The following is a 12,201-nucleotide window of genomic DNA, read 5'->3' on the forward strand; positions in this document are numbered from 1 at the left end:
CTCATTCAGTATGAGAAAATGAATACATACTGAATGAGAATTGGAGGATGGAATATGCAAAAACGTGTCATTACAGTGCTAATGGTCATTGCCGGAGTAAGTATTGGTGTATCTTTATTACCACTTGCTTGGAATACTATTGGTCAAGCAGATAATGACTGGCTAAATAATACGGTTACCAATAGCTTATTAGGTGCAATTATTTTCTATTTATTTTCTTTGCTAGTGGTAAACCAAATTTCAGCTGGGATTAAAAAAATCGAAAAAAAATTAAGTGAATTTAGTCTGACCTACCTATTATTTGGGGCGATTGGTACGATTATTGGCTTAATTATCGGGGTAATTGTTTCTATCCCGTTGTATAATTGGAGTGTCCCTTTTGTTAATAGTGTGGCGCCGATTTTAGTCATGTGTTTATTGGGCTATTTAGGTTTTCAAATTGGAACAACACGTATTGAAGAGTGGAAAAAAATCTTTGGTTCAAAAAATAAAAAAGCCGAACCACAAACAGAGCAACAGTTGTTGGATCGTAAATTAGAAGATTCTTTTCATAAATACAAAATTTTAGATACAAGTGTTATTATCGATGGACGAATTTATGATATTGCTAAAACAGGCTTTTTAGAAGGCGTTATCATGATTCCGAATTTTGTCTTGTATGAATTACAATATATTGCTGATTCAGGTGACAGTTTAAAACGCGTTCGTGGACGTCGTGGTTTAGATATTTTAAATGCGTTACAAAAAGAAGAAGGCATTACCGTTGAGATGTACGATGGTGATTTTGAAGATATTACTGAAGTGGATAGTAAATTGTTACGATTAGCAAAATTATTAGATGGTGTCGTGGTAACGAACGACTACAATTTAAATAAAGTGGCAGAATTTCAAAATGTACCTGTTTTAAATATTAATGCTTTAGCGAATGCAGTAAAACCTGTCGTCATTCCTGGTGAAGCGATGGAAGTCTTGGTCGTAAAAGCCGGAACAGAGCGCCAACAGGGAGTTGCTTATCTAGATGATGGCACGATGGTTGTCGTAGAAGACGGACAACATTATATGAATGAACGAATTAAAGTTATCGTGACCAGCGCTCTACAAACCGCTGCTGGACGAATGATTTTTGCGAAACCTGCTCATTCTGGTCGCGGAATCGATAACCCAGAAAATTAAGACTTAAATAAAGATAAAACGATCCGAACAATAGAGAATGAAGAGCAGGTTCTCTATTGTTCGGATCGTTTATTTTTATTGATACTTTTTGCTGAAAATATCTGTACCGATTGAACCGATAACAATCAGTGCCAATGGTCCAAATGAATAAACAATTGATCCCGACAAAAATGAAAATTCAACCGTAGTTAATTTTGTAAAAATAAACAGGACAATTTTGGCGACAATTAATAATAAACCAAGCATAGTGACAGTATCAAAAAAAGTCTTTAATTTAGGATATTTAAGCTTTTTGCTGTCCGTAATAATTTTATTTTTCAAATAAACATCTCCTTTCAAAAACTCATCAATTGTAATGTTAAATATGTCACTTAATTGAATCAATGTTTCAATTGTGGGATAGCCTTTCTCTCGTTCCCATTTCGAGATGGATTGTCGACTGATAGTTAAGAGGTTCGCTAATTCTTCTTGCGATAAGTTGTGCTTCTTTCGTTCCTCTTTAAGTATTTTATGAAAATCTATTTGACTCACCTCCGTTTATCATTCTAACTGATTGGTTATTTTTGGGTAAGAACTTTATCGTAGCACGCTGTAACCGTATCGTTGCAAGTTTGACAGGTTCGCTTTTGTTGGTTTACTTATGTAAAAGCATAAATTGAAACTAAAGCAAGCAGCAGATGTGTTGATTTAACTAAGAAAAATAAAAAATAGCTAGAAAAACGGATTAGTTAGTCGGTTGACTTTACTAATCTGCTTATTAAATGTACAATTCTAGCTGAAAGGCTTATTTTGTAGATAAGCAGGAATCTATTATCGAAGCTAATTGTTAGCATTCGCATTCAAAAGAAGAGGAAGATGACAATGACAAAAGTACGTGTACGTTATGCACCAAGTCCAACTGGGCATTTACACATCGGAAATGCTCGAACAGCATTATTTAACTATTTATATGCGCGTCACAATGACGGTGAATTTATTATCCGCATTGAAGACACCGATCAAAAACGTAATATTGAAGATGGCGAAAAAAGCCAATTAGAAAACTTAAAATGGTTAGGCATTGATTGGGATGAATCTCCAGAAAATCCAGGTGTGTATGGTCCTTATCGTCAATCTGAACGTAAAGATATTTATCAACCATTAATTGACCAACTATTAGCTAGCAATCGTGCGTACAAATGCTATTGTACAGAAGAAGAATTAGAAGAAGAACGTGAAGCGCAACGTGCGCGTGGCGAAATCCCTCGTTACGGTGGCAAATGTGCCAACCTTTCTGTTGAAGAACAACAAGCAAAAGAAGCAGCAGGTATTCAACCAGTTATTCGTTTCCGTGTACCAAAAAATGTAGAATACAAATTTGATGATATCGTTAAAGGTGAAATTGCTTTTGAATCAGATAATGTAGGTGGCGATTTTGTTATCCAAAAACGTGACGGAATGCCAACTTATAACTTTGCAGTGGCAGTTGATGACCATGAAATGAAAATCACGCATGTATTGCGTGGAGATGATCATATTGCGAACACACCAAAACAAATGATGATTTATGAAGCATTTGGTTGGGAAACACCGCGCTTTGGTCATATGACCTTGATTATTAACTCAGAAACAGGGAAAAAATTAAGTAAACGTGATGAGTCTATCCTACAATTTATTGAACAATACCGTGAATTAGGGTATTTACCAGAAGCAATGTTTAACTTTATTGCTTTGTTAGGTTGGTCGCCAGTGGGTGAAGACGAGTTGTTCTCTCAAGAAGAAATCGTTAAAATGTTTGATCCAAATCGTTTAAGCAAATCTCCTGCCGCTTTTGATGGCAAGAAATTAGAATGGATTAACAACCATTACATGAAACAATTAGATCTAGATGCATTGACAGATATGTGCTTACCTTATTTAATCGCAGATGGTCGCATGGAAGAAAATCCAACCCCAGAACGTTTAGAATGGTTGAAAAAAGTTGTCAGCTTGTATCAACCACAAATGAGTTATGCAGCAGAAATCGTGGAAGTATCTAATTTATTCTTTACAGAACATCCTGTGTTGGATGAAGCAGCTAAAGAAGTTTTAGCAGGTGAAACTGTTCCAACCGTTTTACAAGCCTTTAAAGCGCAATTAGAAGCAATGGACGTTGTAGATGCGCCAACGGTTAAAGCAGCCATTAAAGCTGTTCAAAAAGAAACTGGCGTTAAAGGTAAAAACCTATTCATGCCAATCCGCGTTGCCGTTTCAGGCCAAACACACGGACCAGAATTACCAGATACCGTTGAATTATTAGGTAAAGAAAAAGCATTAGCCCATTTAAATCAAGTTTTATAATAAACACAATGAACAGACGAAGTACAAGTTTCCTTTTTTAAAGAGAGATTGCGGATGGTGAAAGCAATCAAAAAGGACTTAGAAATGCACCTGGGAGTGGCTTTGGTAAAAACCAAAGACGGCAAAAGCCCGTTACGCTTATATGAGGCAGAGAAATTCTGCAAATAAAAGTGGAACCACGCCCAAAGCGTCTTTTAAATAGGGAAACCTATTTGAAAGACGCTTTTTGCTGTGAATCACAACGACTCAGCGACTGTAAGGAGCAGAGAGTTGATGATGAACAGCACTAGCAGAGCGAAGCGAGGGTAGTCCCCTTTTCCCCGAATCACAACGACTCAGCGACTAAAAGGAGCAGAGAGTTGATTCTTCAAGAAGTTAGTAATTTATTACTTAGTTCTTGATGCGAACGGAACGAAGAGTAGTGATGAGCAGAGCAGAGCGAAGCGAGGGTAGTCCTTCCTTCGACTCACTTGCTACAGCTAATCAGTAGGTAAAAAAACAAACAAAGAAGGTGAATGAACATGAGTTGGCTAAAACGAGCCGTCCAAGCGGTAAAAGACAATGATCCAGCCGCACGTTCGACTGCAGAAGTCATATTGACTTATCCAGGAATCCACGCGTTATTTTGGCATCGTATTTCTCATTTTTTATATCAACATAAATGGTATTTATTAGCAAAAATGAATGCTCAATTTTGGCGATTTATGACAGGGATTGAAATTCATCCTGGAGCCAAAATTGGTCGTGGTGTTTTTATCGATCATGGAATGGGATTAGTGATTGGTGAAACCGCAGAAGTCGAAGATGACGTGATTTTGCACCATAATGTGACTTTAGGCGGAACTGGCAAACATAAAACGAAACGTCATCCGACAGTTAAAAGAGGCGCGCTAATTTCCGCTCATGTTCAGATTTTAGGACCTGTAACGATTGGTGAACGAGCAAAAGTTGGTGCTGGAGCAGTTGTGTTACATGACATTCCTGCTGATGCCACAGCAGTAGGCATCCCAGCAAAAGTTGTTCGAATGAAAGGAGAGAAAATTACGAATGATCAAGATTTACAATACACTAAGTAGAAAAAAAGAAGAATTTCATCCTCTAGAAGAAGGTAAAGTTAAAATGTATGTTTGCGGACCAACCGTTTATAACTACATTCATATTGGAAATGGTCGGAGCACGGTTTCGTTTGATACGATTCGTCGTTATTTGGAATTTCGCGGATATGAGGTGAATTATGTATCGAATTTTACCGATGTCGATGACAAAATTATTCGAGCTGCTAAAGAATTAAAGATTACGGCACCTGAAGTTGCAGATCGCTTTATCGAAGCATTTACTGAAGATACTCAAGCCTTAAATGTTAAACCCGCTTGCGCACATCCTCGGGTGATGGACCACATTGATGATATTATTGATTTTATTCAAGTGTTAATCGACAAAGGATATGCTTATGAAGCAGAAGGTGATGTGTATTACCGAACACGTAAGTTTGAATCTTATGGGAAACTAAGTGATCAATCAATAGATGAACTAGAAGTTGGTGCTAGTCAGCGTACAGGTGAAGAGCAGCAAATCAAAGAAGACCCGTTAGACTTTGCTTTATGGAAATCAGCAAAACCAGAAGAGATTTCTTGGGAGTCACCATGGGGACAAGGTCGTCCAGGCTGGCATATCGAATGCTCGGTAATGGCAACGAAATTACTTGGTGATACCATCGATATTCACGGGGGTGGACAAGACTTAGAATTTCCTCATCATGAGAACGAAATTGCTCAGAGTGAAGCGAAAACAGGCAAAACTTTTGCAAATTATTGGATGCATAATGGTTATGTAACCATTGGTGATGACGATGAAAAGATGAGTAAATCCCTAGGTAATTTTGTGACAGTTCATGAGATGGTTCAACAAATTGATCCACAAGTTTTGCGTTTCTTTATGGCAACTACTCAATATCGCCGTCCAATTCGTTATAGCGAAACAACCTTAAAAGAAGCAACCACAAATCTGCAGCGGTTACGAACAGCTTATGAAAATGCGGGCTTCCGTTTAGCAGATGCTCAAGATTCTTTACCAAACGATACGGAAAAACTGGCAGAAATTCAAACGTTAATCGAACGCTTTATTGAAGAAATGGATGACGATTTTAATACAGCAAATGGGATTACGGTTATCTATGAATTAGCGAAGTGGTTAAATTTATACAGTGAACAAAGCGAAGTATCTAAAGCAATTTTAGAAGAAGTAAGTGCAACATTCACACAACTATTAGAAATTTTTGGGATTGTTTTTCAAGAAGAACTAGTAGATTCCGAAATTGATGCGTTAATTGAAGAACGTAATCAAGCACGTAAAGATCGTAATTTTAGTCGAAGTGATGAAATTCGCGATTTATTGAAAGAACAAGGGATTCTTTTAGAAGATACCCCGCAAGGAACTCGATGGAGAAAAGAATAATGAGAGATTATCGACAATTAAATGGTTTAGCGTTAGCTTATGTCGGCGATGCGATTTATGAGGTATATATTCGTGACTACTTGGTATCACAAGGACAAACTCGACCGAATCAACTGCACCGCATGGCAACTCACTATGTTTCAGCCAAAGCGCAAGCCGCTTTAGTGCAAAAAATGTTAGAGGAAGATATTTTAACAGCCGAAGAACAAGATTTTTATCGTCGTGGGCGAAATAGTAAAAGTCATACAAGTGCGAAAAATGCAGATATCACCACCTATCGTATTTCAACTGGATTTGAAGCCTTAATGGGTTATTTGCATTTGACAGAACAAAAAGAACGTTTGGAAGAATTGATTCAGTGGTGTATTGAAACAGTCGCTGAACAAAAATAGAAGCAGAAGGAAGAGTAACATGACGAAAAAAGGGATTCTAATTGTGAACCTGGGAACACCTGAAAGTCCCACTACGACACATGTAAGAGAATATTTAAAAATATTTTTATCTGACCCGCGTGTAATTAAAACACCGGCAGCTATTTGGAAACCAATTTTAAATGGGATTATTTTACGTACGCGTCCGAAGAAATCTGCGAAGTTGTACGAAAGTATTTGGCGCAAAGAAGGTTCGCCGTTATTAATCTATGCCAAACAGCAACAAGCGTATTTACAAGAATTGTTACCTGACACCAAAGTTGCTTTAGCCATGTCGTACAGTCATCCCTTTATTCCAGAAGCGATTGATCAATTATTAGCAGAAGGAATTGATGATTTAACTATTTTACCGTTATATCCGCAATATTCAGGGACAACAGTGGGTTCGGTTTTTGATGATGTGATGAAATATTTTGTTAAAAGTGATAAAATCGTGAATTTGCATTTTGTTCGTTCCTTTTACGATCATCCACTGTACATTCAATATTTTGCGGATAAAATCAAAAATCAATTAGAAAAACAATCTGTAGATGCCTTATTATTTAGCTATCATGGTATTCCCGTTTCTTATGTGTCTGATGGCGATAATTATCCAAGTGAATGTACCCGAACGACTGAATTAATCATGCAACAAATTGGCGAAGTGCCTTTTTATCAAACCTATCAATCTAAATTTGGTCCCGCTGAATGGCTAACACCAGCTACAGATGCGACATTAACCAATTTTCCTAAAAAGGGGATTAAGAAAGTGTTAGTGATTGCGCCCGGATTTGTAGCAGACTGTTTAGAAACTATTGAAGAATTAGAAGAAGAGAATAAAGGCTATTTTATGGAAAATGGTGGTGAAGCTTTTTATTACTTACCACCATTTAACGATGATCCAAAATTAGCTGAAATTTTAAAACAACTTGCGACAAATTAATTAAAAGCCGCCTCAGTTTACTGGGGTGGGCTTTTTATACAAAGGATGAGAAAGATGAAGAAAAATTTTAAAAATGAGAAGCGACACAGTTCTAAAAACAATGACCGCCGTCGTCCAAATGCGCGTGAAGAAAAAACCACTGTCCGTACCGATGAAGAAATCGAAGAAAATTTTGTTTTTGGTCACCATGCTGTAGTTGAAGCATTGAAACAAGGTCGTGGCAATAAATTATTTGTCTCAGAAGATGCAAGTGGCGACAAAATTGATGAATTAAAAGAAGTCGCACGTGAACAATCGGTACCTGTTAAATGGGTACCAAAACAAAAATTAGATCAAATGAGTAATCAAGGCGTTCATCAAGGCTTAATTTTAGCAATTACTCCTTATGAATATTTGTCATTGCTTGAACTAATGGCACAAAGCAAAGAAAATCCATTTTATTTAATTTTAGATAACTTAGAAGATCCGCATAATTTTGGTTCGATTTTGCGTACGGCCGATGCCAGTGGAGTTGATGGTATTATTATTCCCAAACATCGGGCAGTAGGGATTACGCCAGTCGTTGTAAAAACCTCAACTGGCGCAGTTGAGCATGTACCGGTTGCTCGTGTAACAAACATTCATCAAGCAATTAAAGAATTAAAAGAAAAAGGCTTTTGGATCTTTGGTACCGACATGCAAGGAACGCCATACTCAAAATGGAACGCCCAAGGTTCGATTGCCTTAATCATTGGGAATGAAGGTCGTGGTATGAGCGAAGGCTTGAAAAAAGAAGTGGATGAAATGTTGACCATTCCAATGGTTGGTCACGTTCAAAGTTTAAATGCATCTGTGGCAGCTGGTTTATTAATGTATGAAGCCTTTCGTCAACGAGGCGATAGTCTATGAAAACACAACTGTTGCTAGTGGATGGATACAATATGATTGGTGCTTGGCCGGAATTAGTGACACTAAAAAATCAAGACCGTTTAGAAGATGCACGTGAGGCTTTGCTGCAACGTTTATCTAACTATGCTAAATATGAAAACATTCGAGTGATTGTCGTTTTTGATGCGCAATTGGTTCCTGGAATTACTCAAAATTATACGAAATATCAATTGGAAGTGGTTTTTACCGAAGAAGGCGAAACAGCAGATAGCTATATCGAACGCGTAGCAGGGGAACTGAACAATCGTTTGACGCAAGTAACAGTTGCGACGAGTGATTTAGCTGAACAATGGGTTGTTTTTTCTCAAGGGGCTTTACGAACCTCTGCCCGTGAGTTATATAAAACAGTTGAAAAAACGGAAAAAACTATTCATCAACACCAACAAGATATTCATTTTACCAATTATCGTCGTAACTCTCCTTGGGATGAAAAGCAATTAAGTGCTTTAGAACAGAAATTAAAAGAATTAAGTCAAAAAAAGCCACGCAATAAAAAATGAGTAAATCAAAAATTGTCAAAAGTTGAGGCAATCAATGAGAGAATCTGAAAAATAATCATGTTATGCTCTTTTCATCAGTTGATGAAAGGAGCTTTTATTTTTATGCAGCAGTTAATTCGACAAGCAAAAAAAGGCGATGACGAAGCATTGCGGGAATTATTTTCGCATTATCGCCCACTAGTTTATAGCATCCGTAACAAATATTTTTTACGCGATTTTGACGATCAAGATTGGCTTCAAGAAGGACTGATTACGTTCCATGATTGCCTACAAAGTTTTGAACCTGGTTTTGGGACAACCTTAGGCGCATTTTTCAAACGAGCATTTGAAAATCGTATTCGTAGTTTTGTTCGAAAAGAGTGCGCCTATAAACGTAAAAGTAATCAACAGACGGTTTCTTATGAGCAGAAATTTTTACAAGAAGGCAACGAACTAGCGCCAGATTATAGCATGTCAGCTAATCCTTTAGACCATATTCTCGTGCAAGAAACGTTAGAGGAATGTCAAGACCTCTTGTCAGCACTAGAGAAAGAAGCGTTTGCTGTATATGTCTTAGGCAATCATGCTAGCATTACTTCAGAACGAGCCTTACGCAGTGCCTATGACCGTTCCAAACGTAAAATTACACAGCACTTGAGAAAATTAAAAACAGACTAGTTTTTCCGTCTTGTTTTCATACGTACCTGCAAAATGATAAAATTTTGTGCATTATTTTTTCTCTTTCTCAGCATATTGAAGTTGAAATTTTATTTGTATTGTGGTAAACTTGAAATTTTTAGACAATTATGTTAAAATAGATTTCGAGGTGAACGGGATGCCAACAACTTTAGCTACAATCAAAAAAGACTTAGAAGGTCGTATCGGCAGCGAAATCATGCTGGTTGCTCAGACTGGAAGAAAACGTCAAACAGAACGTCGCGGAATCTTAACAGAAACATACCCATCAGTATTTGTGGTGGATCTTGATCCAGATGAAAATTCGTTTGAACGTGTTTCATATAGTTACTCAGATATTTTGACTAAAACAGTCGAAATTGAATTTCTATCTGAAGCAGTCTAATAAGAAATTAAAAGGGCTTGGCGCATACGCAAGCTCTTTTTTAGTGGAGGAAATTAATGCAAATTAGAATGAAAAACTTTTCAGAACTAACAACGCTTGAATATCATCGCCTAATGGAAATTCGAGTAGCAGTATTTGTGGTTGAACAGGAATGTCCTTATCAAGAAGTTGATGCCATTGATTTGGATGCCATTCATCTGTGGTTTGCTGATGAAACAGGAAAGGTATTGGCATATGCTCGGATTTATCAAGAAGTCGAGAGTCTTCATTTTGGTCGGGTTTTAGTCGCAAAAGAAATGCGTGGCCAACGTCTAGGTGAGAGACTTATTACCGAAGTCATGACTTTTATTGAAAAAAATTATCCCTTACAACCAATTAAAATTAGTGCACAAGCGCACTTACAAGACTTTTACGGTGCATTTGGTTTTCAAGCCATTTCAAATGAATATTTAGAAGACGGTATTCCACATCTAGACATGCAAAAAAAGCCAAACTATTAGAGCATAGTTTGGCTTTTTTTGATTATAAGATAGAGGCGTGCTAGACGTTATCCTCTTTTTTATCTTCATCAACAATTTCAACGTCAACTGGTAGACCAGATTGTAAACGTAATAAATCGCGAATTTCTGCTAAGTAATCTTCAGCAGTTACTTCTTCTTCCTCTTCTTCTTCAGGGGCTTTGTTGAAGCTTTGTAGTTTATTAATGCCTTTAACCACTGCGAATAAAACGAAACCAGTAATTAAGAATGTAATAATAGCTGTAATCACACTACCAAAATCAAAGACTACGCCTTTTCTTGGTGACCATACTAACGCGCCAATAGAATCGTCCATACTTGTAGAGTTGGTAAATAAACTGATAACTAATGCAATTAATGGGGTAATTAAACCTTCAACAACTCGTGTAACTATTGCTGTAAACGCACTACCGATAACAACCCCGACTGCTAAATCAATAACATTACCAGTGACGATAAATTCTTTAAATTCTGTAAATAATTTTTTCATATGAATTCTCCTTTCTTTATTGATAAGTGTAGTATAACGGAATCGTAAGTAATTGAAAAACAATAAAGCTAGAATTCTGTTAATTTTCTGTAATCAGTCCCCTATGTTATAATCTTTAAGAATGACAAAGACAAAGGAGCAAAAAGATGGCGATCCAATTACAACCTGGTATTCAATTAACGGTAATTCCAACTGAAAAATATAAAACGATTCGAACGTTTATTCGCTTTTCAGCATCACATAGCAAAGATACAGCAGCGAAACGAACATTATTAACAAGTCTACTTGAAACAAATAGTTTACATTATCCAAATCAAACTGATTTAAGTGCTAAATTAGCTGAATTATATGGTGCTAGTTTTGGTTTAAATGTAGGAAAAAAAGGCAACCTACATCAAATAAATGTTGCGTTATCTTTAGTAAATGGTAAATACATTGGTAATGACCAGGTATTTACCGAGGGAATGGATTTCTTAAAAGACATCCTTTTTTATCCTAATATCAAAAAAGATGCCTTTGAGGAAGAGACATTTCGCTTGGAAAAAGAAAATTTAATTGCCTATTTGAAAAGCTTGCATGAAGACAAGCAAACAATGGCTTCACTACGTTTACAAGAACTATATTTTAATGAAAATGAAAACCAAAAAGTACCTAGCTTTGGTGACTTTAAGCATTTAGAAAATGTTACTGCGCAAGAGCTAGTGGCAACGTATCACGAGATGTTGCACAACGATCAAATTGATATTTTTGTGGTAGGCGACATCACGCAAGAACAGGTGCAGCAAGCTTTTACCAACTGGGAATTTCCTAAAACCGAGCGTCAACATCCAGATATTTATTATCATCAACCATTGCTTGCTACTGTAAATGAAGAAGTAGTTTATGAACCAGTCACGCAAGCTAAATTAAACATGGGCTTTCAGACTTCTGTTTATTATGGCGATCATCGTCGCTTTGCTTTAATGGTTTTTAATGGATTATTTGGTGGTTTCCCGCACTCGAAACTCTTTTTAAATGTCCGTGAAAAAGAAAGTTTAGCCTATTATGCGTCAAGTAGTGTTGATACCTTTCGCGGATTAGTCACTGTCCAAACAGGAATTGATGGAAAAAATCGGACCCGTGTCTTGGAATTGGTAAACGAACAATTGGCAAGTCTCTGTGCAGGTGAGTTCACTGAAGAAGAAATTGCCCAAACAAAAGCGATGTTACGCAATCAATTTTTATTGTCTTTAGATAGTCCGCAAGCATTAATCGAAACGGCTTATTTGAATCAGTGGTTACCAGACACGCAATTAACTGAAGAAGAATTTCTGACGGCCTTGATGGCAGTCACTAAAGAAGAAATCCAAGCTGTGGCACAAGACATCACTTTACAAGCAATTTTTGTTTTAGATGGAGAGGAATAAC

At 36.9% G+C, this 12,201-nt stretch carries 14 protein-coding genes and 1 other annotated feature; of the genes, 12 read left to right on the forward strand and 2 right to left on the reverse strand.

The window, feature by feature from the left end:
* The first annotated feature begins 54 nt into the window (after positions 1-54).
* Positions 55-1,173 carry a PIN/TRAM domain-containing protein gene (locus tag AC4BC7_RS12140; protein WP_490502984.1) on the forward strand — a complete coding sequence of 373 codons (1,119 nt, stop codon included), beginning with the start codon at positions 55-57 and terminating at the stop codon, positions 1,171-1,173.
* Positions 1,174-1,248: 75 nt separating this feature from the next.
* Here the strand turns inward: AC4BC7_RS12140 and AC4BC7_RS12145 are convergent, their stop codons facing one another.
* Positions 1,249-1,704, reverse strand: coding sequence for a helix-turn-helix domain-containing protein (locus AC4BC7_RS12145; RefSeq protein WP_490502985.1), 456 nt, complete (start codon positions 1,702-1,704; stop codon positions 1,249-1,251).
* 330 nt (positions 1,705-2,034) lie between these two features.
* On the opposite strand from AC4BC7_RS12145, the gene gltX reads away from it, so the two are divergent.
* The 10 genes from gltX (at position 2,035) to AC4BC7_RS12195 (ending at position 10,286) form a co-directional block, all read left to right on the forward strand.
* Positions 2,035-3,492 carry a glutamate--tRNA ligase gene (gene gltX, locus AC4BC7_RS12150; RefSeq protein WP_207941911.1) on the forward strand — a complete coding sequence of 486 codons (1,458 nt, stop codon included), beginning with the start codon at positions 2,035-2,037 and terminating at the stop codon, positions 3,490-3,492.
* Positions 3,492-3,690: a binding site (T-box leader), on the forward strand. It overlaps the preceding gene by 1 nt.
* Before the next feature lie 323 nt (positions 3,691-4,013).
* Positions 4,014-4,568, forward strand: coding sequence for a serine O-acetyltransferase EpsC (gene epsC / locus AC4BC7_RS12155; protein ID WP_207941912.1), 555 nt, complete (start codon positions 4,014-4,016; stop codon positions 4,566-4,568).
* The gene (cysS, locus tag AC4BC7_RS12160; protein WP_490502986.1) at positions 4,540-5,946 is read left to right on the forward strand and encodes a cysteine--tRNA ligase; all 1,407 of its coding nucleotides are present in this window, start codon (positions 4,540-4,542) and stop codon (positions 5,944-5,946) included. The genes epsC and cysS overlap by 29 nt, the downstream gene beginning before the upstream one ends.
* A complete protein-coding gene (locus AC4BC7_RS12165; protein ID WP_490502987.1) occupies positions 5,946-6,338 on the forward strand; it encodes a Mini-ribonuclease 3 in 393 nt (130 codons plus the stop codon). Before cysS ends, AC4BC7_RS12165 begins: the two co-directional genes overlap by 1 nt.
* Positions 6,339-6,357: 19 nt before the next feature.
* Positions 6,358-7,299: a ferrochelatase gene (hemH, locus tag AC4BC7_RS12170; protein WP_490502988.1), complete on the forward strand. Its 942-nt coding sequence runs from the start codon at positions 6,358-6,360 to the stop codon at positions 7,297-7,299.
* 54 nt (positions 7,300-7,353) lie between these two features.
* Positions 7,354-8,187, forward strand: a complete 834-nt coding sequence (gene rlmB, locus AC4BC7_RS12175) for a 23S rRNA (guanosine(2251)-2'-O)-methyltransferase RlmB (protein ID WP_490502989.1) — start codon at positions 7,354-7,356, stop codon at positions 8,185-8,187.
* Positions 8,184-8,726: an NYN domain-containing protein gene (locus AC4BC7_RS12180; RefSeq protein WP_207941917.1), complete on the forward strand. Its 543-nt coding sequence runs from the start codon at positions 8,184-8,186 to the stop codon at positions 8,724-8,726. The genes rlmB and AC4BC7_RS12180 overlap by 4 nt, the downstream gene beginning before the upstream one ends.
* Positions 8,727-8,828: 102 nt before the next feature.
* Positions 8,829-9,383, forward strand: a complete 555-nt coding sequence (locus tag AC4BC7_RS12185) for an RNA polymerase sigma factor (protein ID WP_490502990.1) — start codon at positions 8,829-8,831, stop codon at positions 9,381-9,383.
* 157 nt (positions 9,384-9,540) lie between these two features.
* Positions 9,541-9,786: a Veg family protein gene (locus AC4BC7_RS12190; RefSeq protein ID WP_016176080.1), complete on the forward strand. Its 246-nt coding sequence runs from the start codon at positions 9,541-9,543 to the stop codon at positions 9,784-9,786.
* A gap of 56 nt (positions 9,787-9,842) precedes the next feature.
* Positions 9,843-10,286 (forward strand): GNAT family N-acetyltransferase, encoded by a 444-nt coding sequence (locus AC4BC7_RS12195; RefSeq protein WP_490502991.1) that lies wholly within the window; start codon positions 9,843-9,845, stop codon positions 10,284-10,286.
* Positions 10,287-10,326: 40 nt separating this feature from the next.
* Here the strand turns inward: AC4BC7_RS12195 and mscL are convergent, their stop codons facing one another.
* The gene (gene mscL / locus AC4BC7_RS12200; protein ID WP_207941920.1) at positions 10,327-10,794 is read right to left on the reverse strand and encodes a large conductance mechanosensitive channel protein MscL; all 468 of its coding nucleotides are present in this window, start codon (positions 10,792-10,794) and stop codon (positions 10,327-10,329) included.
* A gap of 146 nt (positions 10,795-10,940) precedes the next feature.
* On the opposite strand from mscL, the gene yfmF reads away from it, so the two are divergent.
* Entirely contained in the window at positions 10,941-12,200 is a 1,260-nt protein-coding gene (gene yfmF / locus AC4BC7_RS12205) for an EF-P 5-aminopentanol modification-associated protein YfmF (RefSeq protein WP_490502992.1), read from the forward strand.
* The last annotated feature ends 1 nt before the right edge of the window (position 12,201 follow it).

It is taken from the genome of Enterococcus sp. AMC1623, assembly GCF_058216495.1.